The following is a 19,187-nucleotide window of genomic DNA, read 5'->3' as shown; positions in this document are numbered from 1 at the left end:
TCTGACGACTGAGGTCGGATGTCGGACGTAAAACCATCGTCAGACTTCTGACGTCCGACGCCCGACTCACAAGCGCACGCCCGGCGGATTATCCTTCAGCTGCTTGCTGCGCAGATTATGAGGATCCAACTGCCGAATAACCGCTAACTGCTCCTCAGTCGGTGCTTTAGTAACGGCTATCGTTGCCGGCACGTGCACGTCGAAGCCGGTGTTCTCGATCACTTCTTCTACGCTAACACCAGGGTGGAGGCTAACAATCTGCATCTGCCGATTTGGGCCATTGAAATCGAACACACCCAAGTTGGTGTAGACGCAGCGCAAATCGATTTCGTCAAAGCTATAGCCTTTGGGCAGGCGCTCGGGGTTGAAGCCGATGGTGCAAACCACGTCGCACTCACCTTCAATAAATACGCGCTTACCGTGAGCAGGCACCATATAACTATTGGCGTGGCAGATAGAGTTGCCGGGGAAACCCCGCACACCCAGCATTTGTACCTTCGGCTTTTGGTAGTCGCCACCCATGGCAGAAATATTCGCCTGGCCATACCGATCAATCTGGGTTGGGCCGCCAGTAAGGTGACGGCGACCACTCCACACATTGTCAAATATACGACTGAAACCCATCCAGTTTTCATTCATTTGCACGAAATCTGCAGGTCTTTTACCTACTGGATTTGGCACAGATAGAATCCACGCCTCTGAATCGGTCATCATGATGCCCGGGTTGGTGGTCAGCATTGCTAGGCTTGCTGCAAGACGCTGTAAAACGCCAATACCAGTAACCAATACTTCACCGTCGTTTACGTAAGCTTCAGCATTTGCGCAAATCATCAATTCCGCCAAACTGTAATCGCTTGCAGGTGTACTCATTTCAATTCTCTCCTGTTAGCCAATTAGTAGACGGGCTTGGGCAGTTTACGAATAGCATCTAAGCCACCAACTTTGGCCTGATATTCTTCTTCGCTTGTATCTTTAATGTACTTATCAAAGTAGGCGGTAAAACCACCCTCTTTGGCCGAGGCGTTGTATTCCTGAAAATGCGGAATATCAAAACCATAGTCGGGGCTGCAGGACGATGGATGCGCTCCGCCAGGTACCAGCGCAACTCCGCTAGTATAATTCCGCTCCCAGAAAACCAAGCGCGCAGCGGCGGGCTCGACAAAGGCGTCAGCCTCAACAATTTCTTCGCAGGTCACGTAAGTTTTGTCGGCCGCACGAACAAACCACTCGTCGAGATGATGATCTGGCGCTGTAATCTGACAAACACCGCGCACATCCGCACGATTGACATGCACAAGAGCTGCATCAAGCTTAAGTGCCGGCATAGCGACCCACTCTTTGTCGTCGTAGGGGCTATCGATGACTTTTATATCTGGGTTAAATTTAATGACGTCGGTGCCTAAGCCCACTTTGGTCGGAATAAACGGGCAACCCCAGGCCGCTGCGCGTAAACCCAGCAACATCATGCCCTCGTCGATTTCCATAACGTCCAAATCACCGCCCTGACGAGCAGCGCGGAAGTAAGGCTCTAGAGGAATAAAGTCCAGCGACACAAAGGCAAATACCAGCTTGCGCACCTTGCCCGCCGCACACAGCATGCCGACGTCAGCGCCGCCGTAAGCAACAATAGTGAGATCTTTGAGATCAGATTTAAGAATCTCGCGAATCAGGGCCATCGGCTTGCGACGCGGCCCCCAGCCACCAATACCGATGGTCATGCCATCCTGCAGCTGAGCAACGATTTCCTGCAGACTCATTTGTTTATTCACGAGCACTCCTTTTGTTCACCGAAAACGGAAAGAACCTAATAGCGGCACGACACCCTACCCAATGAAAACTCAAATAGCAGGACACCAAAATTACGATATACGTAAATATAACACCAATTAAATGCGCAAAACATTAATTCTTGCAATATTTAACTCGAGATTAAGGATTATAGGCATCGCGAATAGCAATACCCGACAAGGAGACTTGTTTCGCGACAGGGGTTTTCATTGAAAAGAGATAACAGAGGAACTAGTAGATGGAGAGAAATCGGCCATTTGCTGCGGGTATTGCAATGGCCGTGCGACCTTTGCAGCTGAAATCGCAGACAGAACTGAGGAACATTGCCAGCCGATCACGCACTGAAGATTGAGCACAGTCGCGGGCGCCAACGCTGCGCCACGACTTTTGGGGTATCGAAGAGTTTGAGCGCTAGCTCAGCGCGCTCGGGCTGCAATACGGCGATACTCACGGTATTGCGGGGTCCAAAAATTACGCTCAATATCGCCACGCAGCTCGTCGTCGCTGCGCTCATTCGCCAAGCCTTCGGCCTGAGCAACCTTAGCTACCGCAAAGGCGATCGCTTTACTCAGTTCGGCCAGCGCGGTCAGTGGCGGCAAAACCACATTGCGACGCTCATGGTGGGCGCTCGATGCTTCGGCAAGACAGCGACTGGCTGCCATTAGCATGCCATCACTCACGCGGCGAGCCTTACTGGCAACCACCCCCAAACCTATACCAGGGAAAATATAGCTGTTGTTGCACTGGGAAATCTCGTAGCGCTCGCCGTTATATTCCACTGGCGCAAACGGGCTGCCGGTGGCGACAATCGCCTGGCCATCGGTCCACTGCAAAATTTGCTCAGGACGCGCTTCAACATGACGTGACGGATTACTTAACGGTAGCACGATGGGTTGGGCGCAGCGGCGATGTAGCTGACGAATAACCTCTTCAGTAAACAATCCTGGCTTACCGGACACGCCAATCAACACCCCCACATCAACATTGCTGACCACATCCAGCAGGCTAGGGTAGCCAAGCCCACTGCATTGCCAATCTGACTTGGTCGGCTGCGCGAGCGCCTCCTGAAAATCCAGCAAACCATCCATGCCCTGACTGACGAGGCCGAAGCGGTCTACCATATAGAGTTGCGAGCGCGCCTCAGCGTCAGTTAGACCCTCTTCCATCATGGCGCGAATCAACTGCTCCGCGATACCGCAGCCCGCCGAACCAGCACCGACAAACACAATTCTTTGATCGCGCAAGCGCTCGCCTTTGCGTTTACAGGCCGACAACACAGTACCCAAGGTTACCGCTGCGGTACCTTGAATATCGTCATTAAAACAGCAAACACTGCCTTTGTGGCGCTGCAAAATGGGCATGGCATTGGGCTGGGCAAAATCTTCAAACTGAATAAGTACGCCAGGCCAGCGCTGTTGCGCCGCCGCAATAAACTGATCGACAAATTCGTCGTATTCTTCGCGACCAATACGCGGATGGCGCATGCCCATGTACATCGGATCGTCGAGCAGGCTTTGGTTGTTAGTACCCACATCGAGCACAACTGGCAGGGTGTAGGCTGGACTAATACCCCCGCACGCGGTGTATAGCGACAACTTGCCAATGGGGATACCCATGCCACCGACACCTTGGTCACCGAGGCCCAGCACGCGCTCACCGTCGGTTACTACCAATACTTTAACGCGATCCTTACTGACGCTGTGCAGAATATCGTCCATATAACCACGATCTTCATAAGACACAAATATGCCCCGCGCACTGCGATAAATGTCTGAAAAATGCTCACACGCCTCCCCCACCGTCGGCGTATAGATAATCGGCAATATTTCTTCGAGGTGGTCGTTGAGCAAACGATAAAACAGAGTTTCGTTATTGTCCTGCACTGCACGCAGGTAGATATGCTTGTTAATCGGCTCCTCGAAACTGCAGTATTGCAGATAAGCGCGCTCAACTTGCTCGTCAATATTTTCGTAGCGCGGCGGCAACAGCCCCATCAAATTGAAACTGCGGCGCTCCTTTTCAGTAAACGCCGACCCCTTATTTAGCAGCGGCGTCTCCAATAGCAGAGGACCAGCGTAGGCAATATATAAGGGCTTATCGGAATTCATGAAACACTCGTCTCTGGGTTATACGGGAATAGACCACACACTCTATATATGAATAGCGGCGCGGGAGCGCATATTAACAAAATTTAGCCCTTACTAGCAGCATCAACTAAATCGCAAAGCGCAACGCCACGCAAATTGCCAGCCGCCGCGCAAAATAATAATACAAACCTTATATATCAATAACTTAAAATAGGCACGAAGCTTGCTGGTAGAACAGCTGTGATCATCAGTAGGGATGGGTTATACCAATATGAGAGACAGCGGAATGCAAGCCAGCCCAATAGTGTCAGCAAGAGTTATGATTATTGACGACACGCCCAGCGAGCTATATCGCCTAGAAATCATACTTACGAGTTTTGGCTTTACCACCATCTGCTGCGACAAGCCCAGTGACGCCCTACAAATTCTATTGGTAAAACATATGGACATCGTCATCTGTGACTGGCAAATGCCGAGCATAAGTGGTCTAGCGGTTTGTGAGAGTGTCAGTCAGAGCCCAGCGATGGGAGATCCCTATTTTATTATGCTGACCGGCCGTTGCGACCGGTCAGACATGATTGAGGCAATAGATGCGGGTGCGGATGATTTCATCTGTAAACCGGCAGCACCAGATGAGTTACGCGCACGACTGCAAGCCGGTCTGCGCCGCCTTGATCGTGAGCGGGCGCTAAGCAATCACCTGCGCTTAGCCTAACCATGCACAGCCCAATTATTAGCTGCGCCGAGCTTACCAATACGAGCCGACGCCTTTGCTTGATTTTAATTCGCTGCAGTAAAAGCCGCTCGCCCTGACTGACAGAATTAACCTTGAAATTGAACCGGTTCTTTTACCTTATCGCTAATTACAACAGTACTGGCAAGCTTGTCGTGCCAACCCTGTTTACGCCGATCAAACCCAACCCAAATAAAACCTAACATAAACACAAAGGCCGAAACATAGTAGCCAATATAGCGAATCAGCCATTGCCCAGTAGTGGGTTTACCGCCCGTTTTGGCGTCGACGATTCGAATTTTCAGCAGCAGTTTACCCGGCGTTGCAGACTTATACATCCAGAAAATAATGACAACGATGGCGGGTAGAATGTAGTTAAGCAGCACACTTACGCCGCCGCTCATACCCATGCTTTGAAAACTCATGGTCGAGGCGTGCATGCCATCGCGCTCGATACTCGACCACTGAGCATCCCCCATTGTTAACGCGAAAACAGGCATCAGCAAGAGACCAAAAAGCACAGTATCAATAATGGACGCCCACACTCGCACCCAGAATCCGGCGTAGTCTAACTGCGTCTCTTCAGGGCTTTGCTGTGTCTCGTTCATTGTGGCTCCGTTCTGTGATTTTACTATTCCCACCAGAAATCATGCATCAAGTAGACAACGGCAGTCTCGCTTTGTTGCGGCAGCCAGCAGCGCTTATGCAACAGGGTTCAGCCGTCGACAATACGACTCATACGATAGTCATGCTTAACAAAATTCACCCCTAACGAGCATTCAGTACGACGCACGCCGGGCAAACCAGTGATTTTACTGTGTAAGAAATGCGCCAATTCGGCATTATCTCGCACGAGGGTAATCGCCAAAATATCCGAGCGGCCTAGCATTTTTCCGACAAAACCAATCTCAGGCACGGCCGCAAGTTGCTCGGCGACATCATCGCACTGCGCGCTGCGCTCAACCTCTACCCAAATATAAGCAAGGGTCGGATTGCGCAAGCGAGCGATATTAGTCATGGCGGTGATCCGCACCTGCCCCTCACTCTCCATGCGCTTGATGCGGCTGCGCACGGTGCCTTCGGTAATGCCTAAATCTGCGGCAATTTTGCGATTGCTAATCCGGGCGTCTTGGGCCAAACCATCAAGAATTTTACGGTCGAGTTCGTCTAACTGCTTTTTAGCCACGGTCACCGCCCTAAACACCGTGCCCAAAGGGCACCCAGTTCGATTGATTTTTTAACACATCCAGCGCCACCGACGGCTGCAATTTGCGCACGCCCGGCACCGCGCCTAAACGCACCAGTAACTCGGTGAGACTCTCCTGATCTTTGGCCACCGCCAAGGTCTCAATGTCCAAGGTGCCCACCACCTGGCACACCGAAAACACCTCAGGGAAGGCTGCCAAATCATTTGCAACAGCATCAGCGGGACGCCCTTCGACTTGTATTCCCACCGCCAGCATCATGGAATAACCAACCGCCTCGTAGTCCGTCACCGCCACAACCCGCAAGCTATCCCCCTCTTCAAGGCGACGCACTCGCGAGCGCACCGTGGCCTCGGTCAAGCTCAGCTCAGCAGCCAAGGCCTTAAAAGCCATGCGACCGTCTCGGCGCAAATGGGCAACAATACGATGATCCACCTCATCCATATGCTGAGATGGCGCGGGGCGTAAATGATCGTCGCCTTCGAGTTCTGTCATCATTAATTACCTTAGCTATTCTGCTTTTTACCACCCAGCAGGCCTACCGCCAGGGCTTTTAATTCCGTTTTCAACACTTTGCCCGAGGCGTTTAGCGGTAAAGCCTCAACAAACTCGACATAAAAGGGACACTTATACCGGGCCAATTGCTGACCGCAATATTCGCTTACGGCTTGCGCACTTAAATCGCTAGCTGTCTTTTTCACCACAAAGGCCATACCCACTTCGCCCTGCGGTGCCTTGGCTACACCAATGACCGCGACCTGTGCTACCCCAGGCAAGCCGTACAAGACTTTTTCAACTTCGGCGGGGTATACATTCTCGCCGTTCATGATGTACATGTCTTTCAAACGATCGGTAATACGCAAATAGCCGCGCTCGTCCATTACGCCAATATCGCCGGTCTTCAACCAGCCGTCGGCAGTAATGGCTTCGGCGGTGGCTTCAGGCATATCAAAATAGCCCTGCATCACGTTATAGCCCCGCAGCCAAACCTCGCCCTCGCTACCGCGAGGTACTTCTTCGCCAGTGTTGGGGTTGGCGCAGATCAACTCGACGCCCTCTATCGCGCGCCCCGAAGTGCTGGCAATAGTTTCTGGCTCATCCTCTGGGCGGCAAATACTGACCACGCCAGTGGACTCAGTCAAGCCATAGGCGGTAACCACGGTTTCAAATCCGAGAATATCTCGCATATCCCGCACCAGCTGCACCGGCACAGACGCGGCTCCCGTGACGCCCAGGCGCAGGCTCGACAAGTCGTAGTCGCCACGCTCTGGTGCATTCAAGAGCATTTCATACAGCGAGGGCGCGCCCGGCAACATCGTCACTTTGTCGCGTTCAATTGTCTCCAACACGCTGCGCTTATCGAACTTCGCCACCGGCAAAATAGTGGCGCCACTGATAATGGCCGCCAACCACCCTGCTTTATAACCAAAAGAGTGGAAAAAAGGATTCACAATTAAATAATTGTCGTCGCTGCGCAGCCCGACCGTCGCACTCCAACTCTGGAATACCCGAATGTTCTGCTCATGGCTGCACAAGACGCCCTTGGCCTTGCCAGTGGTACCTGACGTGAACAGCATATCGGCGCTGTCAAAAGGATTTACGGCCCGCTCGGCGGCAATGAACTTGGCGTCATCTAGCGGCGAAGCGCTTGCCAAAAAATCTGCCCAGCTTATTGCTCTAGCAACACTGCCTGCGGCAGTAGAAGGCAGCAAAATTCGCTGCTGTAAATTCGGCAGAGCTTGGTCCGCCAGCATTGCCAGCGGCTCACCCTTTTCTAGCTCCGTTACAGTAAGCAGCAAAGTTACGCCCGCGCGAGCCAATATATCGGCGGCCTCGCTGCCCTGCAAACGGGTATTCAGTGGCACGAGAATAGCGCCTACTGACTGAGCGCCCGCCGCAGCCACAATCCACTCGGCACTATTTGGCGCCCAAATGGCCACACGGTCACCATGACCAACCCCCATCGCCATAAAGGCACGGCCAGCACACCGGCGTAAATCATTGAGAGCGGTATAAGAGATGTCGCGACCCGCTTCGCGAATGGCAACTTTAGCGCCAAATTGCTGCGCGGCCCACCCGAAAAGCCTCGGTAGAGTCAGCGGCATAGTGGTATTTTGCGGTGAGTTTTCCAGCAACATAGGCGAAGACTGTCCTGTTTAGTTGTCAAACAGAGCCAAGTCTAGGGCGATGCACGGCGCACGACAAGAGAAATGCGTAATTTACAGCAATATAAATTACGCATTATGGAAAACAAGTAATAAAGACTACCTAGCAAGGAGCGCACTTATAGCAATGAACGTGGAGCCATATAGTGTAGAGCTGGGCTTTTGGGCCACGTTAGTTAAGAGCCTAATCGCTTTAACTAATCCCCAAACCCTAACCCATAGAAGTAACCACCCAATCAACGCAACTCAGTACCTTTAACAACAATCTGACCATTAGAAAGCGCAATGCAGGTATAAAAATCAAGGTAATCATCCTTGCGAAGCTGCTCTTCAGATAAATCGATAGGGACTGATAAGCCTTGGCTGGTCAAATGACGCAGTTTAATAGCCTTCAGCCTGCCATTGGCATAACCACGAAAGTCATCAGCCAAAGATTCATTAGCGACAAGCTCGACCGCTCAAGGGAATACCGGCTCCACATTTGTCGGTCTTGATCGGCACATTTTAATCATTCACGCGCTTATACATGTTTCAATTGTCGCACAAAATAGGCCAGCACCGTATCCAATGCCTCCCGTGTTGGATGCCCAGCTTCATCCACAAAATCAAGCGTAAGTACCGAATGCCCCCTGCCCGGCAGTGTTTGCAGATCGATACGTTGCTGGCCATCATTAAACTGCCTATCGATACTGTTGAATTTCTTCGCCGTACACATCGGATCGCCAGCAAATCTAAAAGCCAACATAGCGCCGGTAGAATCAATTCTTTGTCGCGTGGAGGCGATTTCGTCCGCGCTCATATGCAGCGCATCCTGACTATGGAATGGCATGGATGGTTGCGAGGCCACAGCTGCCAACACACTATCGTCGCCCATCAACGAAATGGCGAAGTTACCGGTCAGGCACATACCAATTACGCCAACGCCGGCGGCCTGAGTATCATCGCGAACTTTGCGGCACAATGCGCGTAACCAGTCGACAATAGGACTACTTTTACCCGAGCTGAATACACTGAATTCCCGGCGAAGACACAGAACCCGCGTCATGTTTCCGACCATGGATGTCTTGCCAATAGGGCCGAATAAATGGGGTAGGTAAACGGAGAAACCGGCATCAATAAATTTGTCCGCCAGCCGCAGGGTCTCCTGCCCTATGCCGGGCAGCTCCTGTATCAAGACGATCGGCGCGCCTTCCCCCCGATAGTAGACGTCGTGCAAAATTTGATGGCTGCCAGAGACGGCGCTAAAGCTGTATCGCTGGTATGCATCGATCTGTGTTGCTGACATATCCGTTATGCCCTATATGGCCAGAGAGAATAAATAGTCCTTGCTTCAAAATCCCGCATATCGCTCAGCCTACCCCTGTCGGTTTTTCTTAACTTTAGCACCAAGTGCTTCGACTGCACTGGATACTGAACTATGAGCAGAATAACGGTATGCAAAACATAGGGCGATAACGGTCATTGTCAGCAAAAACGCTCGCGACATAGTTTATTCGCCAATGACCTTGCCTGCCGTACGCGCCGCCTCATGGACCAATATCGCCTGTTTTCGCTCCACACCCCAGCGATACTGACTGAATTCGCCAGTACTGCGTATCACCCTATGGCAGGGGATAAGATAGGCAATATTATTCCTAGCAATAGCGCTGGCGACTGCCCGAACCGATGACGCAAGCCCCATTGCACCCGCTAGCTGTTGATATGAGCAAACCTCGCCCTGCGGTATCGCCAATAGCGCTTCCCACACCTTTAACTGAAATTCACTGCCCTTTAATACCACGCGCAATGGCGCCGTACCGTGCATGCCCCCGCTGAATATTCTTGCAAACACTGGGTCAACTGCTTGCTGGTCACGCAGCAACGCTGCCGCTGGCCACTCCTTTTGTAGCTCTTGTAACACTGCCGCTTCTTGGCCAGGTAAATCAAAAAAAGTGATTTTACAGACTCCCCGCGCAGTCTGGGCAATTAAGCAAAAACCAAAGGGCGACGACCTCACCCCATACGCGACCTGTAAACCCGCCCCTAGACTCCGGTATTCACCTGGGGTCATACACTCGGTTTTAATCATTAAATCGTGAAGACGACTGCTCCCGCTGAGACCGCAATCGAGTGCCGCGTCCAGCACGCTATTACTACGCAATTGCTGTTTGGCGCGCTCTTTGGTCAAGAATTGCAGGAACTGCTTTGGCGAAATACCCGCCCACTCAGCAAACATCCGCTGCATATGAAACTCGCTCAAACCCACATAACTTGCGAGATCAGCCAAACTTGGCTGATCGAGCTGCCGTTCAGCAAGGTAGTTAATCGCTTTGGCGACGCGCTGATAGTTGATATGTTGTTCGCTCATTGGCGCTTGCACCGTCGTATTTTATTGTTTATCAGTGTGCCCGTGACGCCAACATCCTTCCACCCAGTTCTTGCGTAATGAGTTTAGCTAAAATGAATGGCACAAGCGTTGCCTTAATTTGACTATACTGAGTCAAAGTAAGCTACATACATAGAACTTATCAGGACTAGCCGGACAAATGGTTTCAACACCAACGTCTAGCTAGCGACCACGCCAAACCGAACAACACGGAGAGATGTATGCCCAGCGCATTAAAATACACCCTTATCGGATTGCTAAGTGTGGTGATATTAGCGGGCAGCGCCCTCGCCGCGCTCGTATTCTTGATCGACCCCAACATCTTTAAAGGCGAAATTGAAAAATTGGCCGCCGATCAAGGTCTGGTTCTTCGTTTAGACGGTGATTTGTCGTGGCAGGTATTCCCCAACATTCAGATTGCCGTCGGTGAGGCCAGCCTTGCCACTCCAGCGTCATCAGATGCTGCCAGCGCCGAGATTGTGCGCTTTACGCAAGCCCAGCTCGCGGTAGCGCTCAAACCACTATTGCAAAAGCAGCTCGTTATTCAAGGCGTAAAGCTCAGTGGCCTCAATGCCAATTTAATGGTCGATAAAAACGGGGTGGGCAACTGGAGTAAAATCGGCAATCAAACACAGACGGCCGAGGCAACACCGAGTGAAAAAAACAGCGCCACGCAAGACCTTGGCATTCAAAAACTGCAGCTCGACAACAGCACTGTGCATTATGTTAACGCGCAAACCGGACAGGATATTCTTCTTGAGAATCTCGCCCTAAGTGGCGAGAACATCCAATTGAATAACACTGAATTTCCACTTCGGCTCAGTAGTGAAATTCATTTTAAAGATGCCCAGCAAAATCTCGCCGCCGACATTGAGCTCAATACCAAGCTACAGATCAATGACACCCTCGATAATTTCATGGTAAATGATGGCGATATTCGGCTAAGCGCTGAACACAGCAATACACAAGCCAAGCTCTCGGCGAAAACTCGCCTTAAACTCACCGCCACCGCAAATATGAAAGATGCGCTCGTCTGGTCGCTAAGCAATCTCGATGTGCAAGACACCAGCCTGCAATACAGCGCCAAAGACGGCACCGAGCTAAGGCTAAAATCCCTGGATTTGACCGGCACACTTCAACCGGGTGGCGAGCCGGGCCTGCTCCGCCTGCAATCTGAGCTGAGCTATAGCGCACCCAAGCAGCCCGCCATCAACACCCAAGTCACCCTAGCCTCTACCCTGAGCATCGATTCCGCCTTAAATCAGATCAATAGCACTGGCACCGTTTTTACAACGACCATTGGCGACGAAACAATTAGCATCAAAGGCGATGCCAAGGCCACTATTGAACCCTTATCGTATCAGGCAAGCGTTCTGCTCAGCCCCGCCAATTTCCGTAAAATCGCCAACACACTCGCGATTAGCTTACCGGAGATGGCCGAGGCCAATAGCTTGAGCAAGGTTGGCGTCAACGCGACAATTAACGGCGATGACAAACTCATCGCCATTTCTGGCCTCAATGCCACCCTCGACACCAGCACGATTAGCGGTGATATCAGCCTACCCCTAGGTGAGGGCAAACTCACCAAACTCGCACTGAATATAGACAAAATCAATGTTGATCATTATCTGCCGCTACCGGCAAAAGAGACCGCACCAGCCAACAGTAAAGGCAAGACCAGCGCACCAACGCCATCGCCCAGCAGCGACGAAATAGCCTTACCGAGAGACATGCTGAACAGCTTAAATATTGACGCTAATATCGGCGCTGGCGAACTTATTATCAGCCAACTGCCCTTCAAGAACCTGAAGCTAAAATTGTCGGCCAAGCAAGGCATTACTCAGCTTAGCCCCGTTAGCGGCCTAGTCTATGACAGTCCGTTTAAGATTGCCGCCGAGATCGATACCCGCGCGACTGCCGCCAAATTTCAATTTAAAGCCGACAGCAAGCAATTACCTATTGGCAAAGTCCTGACGGCCCTAGAAATTAGTCAGGAGCTGTCTGGTCTGAGCGACGTTGACCTTAATTTAAGTACTAGCGGAGCAACTATTAGCGGCCTTAAAAAGAACCTCGACGGCAATATTGTGCTCGCCGCCCAACAGCTGCGTTTAAATAATATGAATATTGAACGCGCATTCTGCCAACTCGTTAACCGCCTTCAGCAAGAAACCTTCGACCCCAATAATTGGCCGCTGTACACCGACCTAAAAGACACAACCACAAAAATTGTTATTACCAAAGGCATCGCCAAAATCGAACAACTCAATGCTGGGGTGACTAAACTCGCTCTTCGCGGTGACGGCAAAGTCGATTTAACCAGCGACAGTTTTGATGTGGTCTTAAACACGCGCCTTGCCCAGGCCGACCAAGACGCCATGGTCTGCAAAATAAATAACGAAAAATTACTTAACCGCGACATTCCTATTCGCTGCAAAGCGAGCTTCGACAGTGTCGGCGCCACCAGCTGCTTACCCGATTTTCGGGTAATAGAAGACATTGCTAAAGAAAAGGCCAAGAATAAAGTTGAAGAAAAAGCGCAAGAATTGATAGACCGTAAAATGGGTGGCGAGAATGGTGAAGCCGCCAAACAATTGTTCAATCAGTTTTTCAAAAAATAGGCTCACGCGCTTAGACAAGCGATTCCCAGCGGCAGAATGCTCGCTGCTGGGCTCCGGCCACCGCTGCGCAGCTTAAATGACCATTTGCCACACTCAGACCATTGGCTAAATTTGGGTGCCCAATAAGCACTTGTTTTAATGGCTGTGCTGCTAGCGCCAATACAAAAGGTAATGTCGACAAACTCAATGCCTGCGTGGCAGTGCGCGCTACTGCGCTAGGAATATTCGCCACGCAGTAATGCACTATTCCAGATTCCACAAAACTTGGCGCCAAGTGGGTTGTCGGACGCGTTGTTTCAAAGCAACCGCCCTGATCGACCGCAACATCGACTAACACCGAGCCCGGCGCCAGCCATTTAATATCTTCTGCCGACAGCAGTTTAGGCGCAGCCGCACCAGGCACCAGTGCGGCGCCGATGACCATATCAACGTCGGCCAATAAGCGCGGCAAATCGAGAGTTTCACCACCCAGCACCGTAAAGCGATCGTGAGTAAATTGCGCGCGCAGACTGTTCTGTCGCGGGGAAAACGGCTCAATCAACGTGACTTTAGCCCCCATTCCCAAGGCCACGTCAGCCGCATTGCTACCGACCACACCCCCACCAAAAATCAACACATGTCCCGGCTCCAAGCCTGCCACCGACCCCAGTAGTACTCCCGAGCCCCCTTGCGCTTTTTCTAAACAGTGGGCACCCGCCTGCGTGGCTAAACGCCCAGCAATTTCACTCATGGGTTTGAGCAGAGGCAGACGGCCCTGATCGTCGGTGATGGTCTCGTAGGCAATGCAGTGGGCGCCGCTGGCAATAAGCGCATCGGTCAAGGACCGATTAGGGGCGAGGTGTAAATAGCAAAACAATATTTGGCCTGGACGCAGCCGAGCAACCTCTTCAGGCTGGGGCTCTTTTACTTTTACAATGAGTTCTGCCAGGGAGTATAAATCCACAACCGAGGCGATGATGCGCGCGCCGCAAGCGAGGTATTCGGCATTGCTATAGCCCGACCCCATACCGGCATCTGCTTCCAAAAGAACTTCATGCCCCTGTTCAGTGAGTCTGGCAACCGCGGGCGGGTTTAAACCAACACGGTATTCCTGAGCTTTGATTTCTTTGGGTATACCGATCCGCATACGACTCCCGGTTAAATCAATTTGCTAGACCTGATAAATCTGTAGACCTTACTTTGCCTAAATTAGCTCCCACTGACCTTGATTTTGAGTAGCCCGAGACTCCTTCTCTAATTTAAGCAGATGCGCTGATAAAGACAATTTAGCAATCGGATGAATACTCACGTCGACATCGCGATAGGCCACTGCCACTAAATCATCAAGATCGCCTTTAGGTACCTCGTTTAACGCTGCAACAATCTTAGCCTCCCGCCCTTGGCGATGGGCAACCAGCCCCTCAACCTCAGCGTGCGGCGTGTCAATTAAGCTGCCGTGGCCCGGCGCGAGATATCGCATGGGATAGTCGAGTAACAGCCTGAGCGAGTCTACATAGTCCGCCATATCACCGGCAGGCGGAATAATCACCACGGTTGAACCTTGCATAATATGGTCGCCGGTAAAAACACAGCCACTGGACTCTTCGATAAAACAATAGTGGTTGGCAACATGACCGGGTGTATGAATTGCCCTTAGTATGCGACCCTCAACGTCAAAGCAGTCATCATGCGCTAAGCCTGATGTTGGCGCAAAACGCGGATCTTGGTGGCCATCGTCAGCAATGCTGGCGCCAATTACCGCCACACCGGGAAAGCGCAATTGCAATTCAGCCGCCCCGGGCGAATGATCTGGATGGGTGTGAGTGGTGACAACACGTTCGATCTCACCACCCAAGCCTTCTATAGCAGCAACAATGGCCTCTATGTGTTCAGGAATATCTGGGCCCGGGTCTAACACCGTGATCGATTTATTCCCCAGCAAATAGGTATTGGTACCCGGCCCTGTTAACACACTCGGGTTGGGCGCCACCAAACGATGAATACCCGGAAGAATCGTTTCCAACACGCCTGCTTGCATCATAAAAGCTATCTCACACAAAAAATCCGCCACTCGCGTGGCCATAAACTGTCACAGGCCAGATTAAGAGGGTCACTAGCTGATAGCAAGCCAGAAGATTAAAGCGCCGGTCAACGTCCAAATATTGAGCAAAAAACACCCAGCTATTACTCATTTATGATACAGTGTGTAAATAGTCCAAAGGATGACCAGAATAAGCCCAGCCCCTCTGTTATTACTGGCCAATAGAAAAGTACAGTAGGATATTTGTGAAACGGCTATTTGCGATTTTACTCAACGCCGAAATCCCCGAAATCGGCGAACGCTACCGCCGGGTAGCCAATGGTCTTGTCATTGTCTTTGCGCTTGCCTATAGCATCGGCTTTTTACAACTCCTGCATCTCGGCGCCTACCTCGGCCCCGGCCTTGGCGACACCGTAAGTTTTCAACCCCTAATAGACAGCCTAACTCGCCTGTATGAAGACCAGCCTTTATTTTGCTATGCAGCCCTCGGCTTATTGGCATTTACCACCGTTTTTCGTTTGATCGCGATGCTGGCAGGCTACTTTTGGTATGAGCGGGAACAGGGGCAGCGTTACCCCATTCAATGGTTAGTGGTGTTTTTACTGTGCAATATGCTCGCGACAGCAGCGATTCCTGTGATGCTTTTTGCGATTGCCATTTTAGCGAGTTTAACGGGTCTCGATTTTAGCGTTGGCTGGCAGTGGATCGAACTGAATGTCGCCTTTGCCCACCAGCTGGTGATGAATAATATACCGACCATTATCCACGCACCCGCGCCCTTGGCCGTGGTGTGTATCGCCGTGCTTGCCGGCTTTTTTCATTATTGGTTTCACCGACTCGGCCATAGCAGTCGCTTACTTTGGCTGCTTTTTCACCGCCCGCACCACATGACGCCAGGCCTAGTACAATCGACTACCCTTGCGGTGTTTAGCGCCCTGCCACTGTTTGTATTTTTGGTGCTACCCTACAATTTAGTGCTCGGTGCCTGCACCAAACTATTCAGCAGTGAGCCGCTTTACACCGAAGTTATTATTTACAACGCGCTTATCCTGATTCCAGAAATTTTCGGCCACCAAACGGCGCTCTACCGCAGGGCGTCGCGCAGCCGAATTATTCGCTTGGCCAGCTTCGTGTCCGGCGGTGGCGTGTATCATTATATGCACCACTCCTCTGAGCCGGAGCACTGCGGACGCAGCGGCGCGGTAAACTTGGTTAATCTCGGCGGCGGACCAATGTTTATTTGGGATATTATTTTTGGCACCTACTGCCCGCTAAGTGCCACCACGCCCCGCGCGGGCCTCAGCGGCCAACCCAGCCTGCACATGAATCCACTGCGCTTAACTCTCGCTGGCATTATGCAACTAGCGAAGGAGCTAATGATTAATCCGAGCTGGGCAATAAAATGGCGGATCGTCACTGGCCGCTCCGCTTATCAGCCACCCTTAAGTCAGGATTACGCCATTCGCAATAGCAGCACTGTAACCACACCCAGCCCACAGACTGTAGATGCTGGAATTTATAATCGGCCTAATGCAGGGGCTGGCTTAATCGCCAGCGTAAGCGCAGGCCAAGCAATAGAGCCGCAAAGCTAAGTCCCGCAAATATACCTAACCAAAAGCCACTCGGCCCCATAGCTGGCACCAGAATATTGGTCATTGCCAAGGTATAACCCAAAGGTAAGCCGACACCCCAATATGCAAATAAGGTCAATAACATCGGAATTGTCGTGTCTTCAAAACCTCGTAAACAGCCGTTTGCGGTGACCTGAATAGCATCAGAAATTTGATACAGTGCGGCGAATAACAACAAGTAGCTCGCTAGGGCGATAACCTCTGCGTTATCTGTATAAATTAAGGGTATCCAGTTTCGCAGCAGCACCAGCACCACAATTGCTGAACATCCGATACACAGCGTGATTTTGAACGACACCTTCACCGCTCGCAGCAAGCCCTCGGGGTCTCCCGCGCCCCTGGCCAAACCTACCCGCGTGGTTGCCGCCAAGGCAAAGCTCAAGGGCAGCATAAACACAAGGGAGGTAAAATTCAGGGTGAGCTGATGGCCAGCAACAATCTCTGCACCCGCCTGGCTAATAAACAAGGCAATAATACAAAACACACTGACTTCAAAAAAGATGGTCATGCCAACCGGGAGGCCCAACTTAAGCAGGTACGCAATCGTTTTCGGCTCCCAATGCCATGGCGAAATGCTTAAACGCACATTTCGGTAAACCCGATGCCGATGCACATAGACCAGCATCATCGCCGCCATCAACCACATCACGATCGCCGTAGCCCAACCGCAGCCCACTCCCCCCATTGCAGGAATGCCTAACTTGCCGTAGATCAACACATAGTTAATTGGAATATTAACCAGCAAGCCAATTACGCTAATCCATAATACCGGGCGAGTATGACTTAACGCTTCGGTATAGCTACGCAACGCCAGCACCAGGGCGACGCCAGGCATACCCCAGCTGAGACCGATTAAGTAATCCACCACCAGCGGCCGCATTGCCGGATCAACATCCATAAACTCAAGTAAGGGACCGGTATTACAAAGCAGTATCGCGGCAAGGATACCTGCAACCACCGCAATAGTGACAACCTGATGCACCAAGGGGTTTATACGCTCCAATTGCTTCGCGCCGACATGACGCGCCAGCACCGAGGTTGCGCTCATCAGCATACCGGTCATAAACAGATACACCGGCACCCAAATACTTGCACCCACAGCCACGGCGGCCAAATCAAGGGCCGATACTCGGCCCGCCATTACCGTATCGACGAAGCCGTTTGCCGACTGAGCCAGCTGACCGCCAAAGATCGGCAGCGCCAGTTTTAACTGGGCACTTAACTCCAGGCGGGATAATTGACGAGGAACTGAAGACATGGGAATTCCGAAGCAAAAAGCCGCCACACTCTAGCTCAGCAAGGGCCTTGCCGCAAACAATTGAGCCATAAAAAAAGGAAGCCGAAGCTTCCTTTTTACGCAACAAACAGCGCTATCAGACCATATTATTTATCACAACCACTGGATCAACCTCGGCATCATAATCAACGCCATCAATTTCAAAGCCGAACAAGCGCAAAAACTCCCGTTTATATCCGACAAAATCAGTGGTTTCAAGAAGGTTTTCAGTTGTTACCGCCTCCCACATTTTAGCAACAGCGTCTTGAATTTCCGGTCGCATTTCCAAACCATCCGCGCGCAATCTTCCCTCGTCGTCACAAATCGGTTCAGCGCCGTACAAACTATTCTTAAATAAGCCATAAACCTGCTCAATACAGCCCTCATGGCTACCGTCACTCTTCATGACTTTAAACAGCAACGCCAAATACAAGGGCATAACAGGGATCGCCGAGCTCGCCTGGGTTACTACCGCCTTCAATACCGACACGCGCGCATCGCCACCTTTGGCCGCAAGACGTTCACGGATATTTATCACCCGCTTATCAAGATCCTTTTTAGCGGCGCCAATAGTGCCATGCCAGTAAATATCCCACGTCAGGCGATCACCCAAATAGGTGTACGCTGTGGTTTTGGCGCCATCGGCCAATACACCAGCGTCATCTAGGGCGTCAATCCACATCTGCCAGTCTTCACCACCCATGACGGCGACTGTGTTATTGATGTCTTCATCACTCGCCGCCGTCAAGGTGAAGTTTTCAATGGTTTCTTTATCGGTATTCACGCCGCGCTGGGTGACATCTTTACCAATCGGCTTAAGTGTAGAGTTATACACCACACCGGTTTTCGGGTGCTGACGGCGAGGTGACGCCAAGCTGTAGACCACCAGATCTATCTGGCCCAGATCCGCCTTTATCTGGGCGATAGTCTTTTCTTTAATTTCGTCCGAAAAGGCGTCGCCGTTAATGCTTTTAGCGTACAGTCCCTCAGCTTCAGCAAACTTGTGGAATGCTGCGGAGTTATACCAGCCTGCAGTGCCGGGCTTCCGGTCAATGCCTTCTTTCTCAAAGAAAATCCCGAGCGTAGCGGCACCGGCGCCAAACGCGGCGGTGATACGCGAGGCTAGACCGTAGCCGGTCGATGCGCCAATAACCAATACGCGCTTGGGGCCATCGGTGATCGCGCCCTGAGTCTTAACGTAGTCAATTTGCTGACTAACGTTGGCCTCACAACCCTTGGGGTGAGTGGTTACACACATAAAACCGCGCACACGAGGCTTGATGATCATAAGGTCCCTGC

17 protein-coding genes are annotated in these 19,187 nt (G+C 51.5%); 3 read left to right on the top strand and 14 right to left on the bottom strand.

What is annotated here, in order from left to right; translation table 11 throughout:
* Positions 1-66: 66 nt before the first annotated feature.
* The 3 genes from HNQ57_RS05725 to HNQ57_RS05715 form a co-directional block, all read right to left on the bottom strand.
* A complete protein-coding gene (locus HNQ57_RS05725; RefSeq protein ID WP_184461648.1) occupies positions 67-870 on the bottom strand; it encodes a CoA-transferase subunit beta in 804 nt (267 codons plus the stop codon).
* 23 nt (positions 871-893) lie between these two features.
* A complete protein-coding gene (locus HNQ57_RS05720; protein ID WP_184461647.1) occupies positions 894-1,769 on the bottom strand; it encodes a CoA transferase subunit A in 876 nt (291 codons plus the stop codon).
* 435 nt (positions 1,770-2,204) lie between these two features.
* On the bottom strand, positions 2,205-3,896 hold the full coding sequence (locus tag HNQ57_RS05715) for an NAD-dependent malic enzyme (RefSeq protein ID WP_184461646.1): 1,692 nt from the start codon (positions 3,894-3,896) through the stop codon (positions 2,205-2,207).
* Between the two features lie 265 nt (positions 3,897-4,161).
* Between HNQ57_RS05715 and HNQ57_RS05710 the strand changes: the two genes are divergently transcribed.
* Positions 4,162-4,590, top strand: a complete 429-nt coding sequence (locus HNQ57_RS05710) for a response regulator (protein WP_184461645.1) — start codon at positions 4,162-4,164, stop codon at positions 4,588-4,590.
* A 107-nt stretch (positions 4,591-4,697) separates the two neighbouring features.
* On the opposite strand, the gene HNQ57_RS05705 is transcribed toward HNQ57_RS05710, so the two are convergent.
* The 7 genes from HNQ57_RS05705 to HNQ57_RS05675 all read right to left on the bottom strand — a co-directional run bounded on the left by HNQ57_RS05705 (position 4,698) and on the right by HNQ57_RS05675 (position 10,325).
* Entirely contained in the window at positions 4,698-5,216 is a 519-nt protein-coding gene (locus HNQ57_RS05705; protein ID WP_184461644.1) for an RDD family protein, read from the bottom strand.
* Between the two features lie 107 nt (positions 5,217-5,323).
* Entirely contained in the window at positions 5,324-5,794 is a 471-nt protein-coding gene (locus HNQ57_RS05700) for an Lrp/AsnC family transcriptional regulator (RefSeq protein ID WP_008246526.1), read from the bottom strand.
* Between the two features lie 10 nt (positions 5,795-5,804).
* The gene (locus HNQ57_RS05695; protein WP_226968287.1) at positions 5,805-6,311 is read right to left on the bottom strand and encodes an Lrp/AsnC family transcriptional regulator; all 507 of its coding nucleotides are present in this window, start codon (positions 6,309-6,311) and stop codon (positions 5,805-5,807) included.
* A gap of 8 nt (positions 6,312-6,319) precedes the next feature.
* Positions 6,320-7,951 (bottom strand): FadD3 family acyl-CoA ligase, encoded by a 1,632-nt coding sequence (locus tag HNQ57_RS05690; protein ID WP_184461643.1) that lies wholly within the window; start codon positions 7,949-7,951, stop codon positions 6,320-6,322.
* Positions 7,952-8,214: 263 nt separating this feature from the next.
* Entirely contained in the window at positions 8,215-8,409 is a 195-nt protein-coding gene (locus HNQ57_RS05685; protein WP_184461642.1) for a hypothetical protein, read from the bottom strand.
* A gap of 89 nt (positions 8,410-8,498) precedes the next feature.
* The gene (locus HNQ57_RS05680) at positions 8,499-9,263 is read right to left on the bottom strand and encodes a dienelactone hydrolase family protein (protein WP_184461641.1); all 765 of its coding nucleotides are present in this window, start codon (positions 9,261-9,263) and stop codon (positions 8,499-8,501) included.
* A gap of 204 nt (positions 9,264-9,467) precedes the next feature.
* A complete protein-coding gene (locus HNQ57_RS05675; protein WP_184461640.1) occupies positions 9,468-10,325 on the bottom strand; it encodes a bifunctional transcriptional activator/DNA repair enzyme AdaA in 858 nt (285 codons plus the stop codon).
* Between the two features lie 239 nt (positions 10,326-10,564).
* Here HNQ57_RS05675 and HNQ57_RS05670 point away from each other — a divergent pair, with 239 nt between their 5' ends.
* Positions 10,565-12,961, top strand: a complete 2,397-nt coding sequence (locus tag HNQ57_RS05670) for an AsmA family protein (protein WP_184461639.1) — start codon at positions 10,565-10,567, stop codon at positions 12,959-12,961.
* 10 nt (positions 12,962-12,971) lie between these two features.
* Here the strand turns inward: HNQ57_RS05670 and ald are convergent, their stop codons facing one another.
* Together ald and HNQ57_RS05660 are read right to left on the bottom strand one after the other, a co-directional pair.
* A complete protein-coding gene (gene ald / locus HNQ57_RS05665; RefSeq protein WP_184461638.1) occupies positions 12,972-14,087 on the bottom strand; it encodes an alanine dehydrogenase in 1,116 nt (371 codons plus the stop codon).
* Positions 14,088-14,144: 57 nt separating this feature from the next.
* Positions 14,145-14,981 (bottom strand): MBL fold metallo-hydrolase, encoded by an 837-nt coding sequence (locus HNQ57_RS05660; protein ID WP_320838460.1) that lies wholly within the window; start codon positions 14,979-14,981, stop codon positions 14,145-14,147.
* Between the two features lie 245 nt (positions 14,982-15,226).
* Here HNQ57_RS05660 and HNQ57_RS18155 point away from each other — a divergent pair, with 245 nt between their 5' ends.
* A complete protein-coding gene (locus tag HNQ57_RS18155; protein ID WP_184461637.1) occupies positions 15,227-16,573 on the top strand; it encodes a sterol desaturase family protein in 1,347 nt (448 codons plus the stop codon).
* On the opposite strand, the gene HNQ57_RS05650 is transcribed toward HNQ57_RS18155, so the two are convergent.
* Together HNQ57_RS05650 and fabV are read right to left on the bottom strand one after the other, a co-directional pair.
* Positions 16,509-17,870, bottom strand: coding sequence for an MATE family efflux transporter (locus HNQ57_RS05650; RefSeq protein WP_184461636.1), 1,362 nt, complete (start codon positions 17,868-17,870; stop codon positions 16,509-16,511). The two genes, HNQ57_RS18155 and HNQ57_RS05650, sit on opposite strands and share 65 nt — an antisense overlap.
* A 115-nt stretch (positions 17,871-17,985) precedes the next feature.
* Positions 17,986-19,176: an enoyl-ACP reductase FabV gene (gene fabV, locus HNQ57_RS05645; protein WP_184461635.1), complete on the bottom strand. Its 1,191-nt coding sequence runs from the start codon at positions 19,174-19,176 to the stop codon at positions 17,986-17,988.
* Positions 19,177-19,187: the final 11 nt, after the last annotated feature.

The sequence above is a fragment of the Zhongshania antarctica genome (genome assembly GCF_014202945.1).
GTDB lineage: Bacteria > Pseudomonadota > Gammaproteobacteria > Pseudomonadales > Spongiibacteraceae > Spongiibacter > Spongiibacter antarcticus.
This window is presented reverse-complemented; position numbering and strand designations above follow the sequence as displayed.

What these genes read in the sequence shown, in the direction of transcription:
- HNQ57_RS05725 (WP_184461648.1), bottom strand. Translation starts at nt 870, where the DNA reads ATGAGTACACCTGCAAGCGATTACAGTTTGGCGGAATTGATGATTTGC.
- HNQ57_RS05715 (WP_184461646.1), bottom strand. Translation starts at nt 3,896, where the DNA reads ATGAATTCCGATAAGCCCTTATATATTGCCTACGCTGGTCCTCTGCTA.
- HNQ57_RS05710 (WP_184461645.1), top strand. Translation starts at nt 4,162, where the DNA reads ATGCAAGCCAGCCCAATAGTGTCAGCAAGAGTTATGATTATTGACGAC.
- HNQ57_RS05705 (WP_184461644.1), bottom strand. Translation starts at nt 5,216, where the DNA reads ATGAACGAGACACAGCAAAGCCCTGAAGAGACGCAGTTAGACTACGCC.
- HNQ57_RS05695 (WP_226968287.1), bottom strand. Translation starts at nt 6,311, where the DNA reads ATGATGACAGAACTCGAAGGCGACGATCATTTACGCCCCGCGCCATCT.
- HNQ57_RS05690 (WP_184461643.1), bottom strand. Translation starts at nt 7,951, where the DNA reads ATGTTGCTGGAAAACTCACCGCAAAATACCACTATGCCGCTGACTCTA.
- HNQ57_RS05680 (WP_184461641.1), bottom strand. Translation starts at nt 9,263, where the DNA reads ATGTCAGCAACACAGATCGATGCATACCAGCGATACAGCTTTAGCGCC.
- HNQ57_RS05675 (WP_184461640.1), bottom strand. Translation starts at nt 10,325, where the DNA reads ATGAGCGAACAACATATCAACTATCAGCGCGTCGCCAAAGCGATTAAC.
- HNQ57_RS05670 (WP_184461639.1), top strand. Translation starts at nt 10,565, where the DNA reads ATGCCCAGCGCATTAAAATACACCCTTATCGGATTGCTAAGTGTGGTG.
- ald (WP_184461638.1), bottom strand. Translation starts at nt 14,087, where the DNA reads ATGCGGATCGGTATACCCAAAGAAATCAAAGCTCAGGAATACCGTGTT.
- HNQ57_RS05660 (WP_320838460.1), bottom strand. Translation starts at nt 14,981, where the DNA reads ATGATGCAAGCAGGCGTGTTGGAAACGATTCTTCCGGGTATTCATCGT.
- HNQ57_RS05650 (WP_184461636.1), bottom strand. Translation starts at nt 17,870, where the DNA reads ATGTCTTCAGTTCCTCGTCAATTATCCCGCCTGGAGTTAAGTGCCCAG.
- fabV (WP_184461635.1), bottom strand. Translation starts at nt 19,176, where the DNA reads ATGATCATCAAGCCTCGTGTGCGCGGTTTTATGTGTGTAACCACTCAC.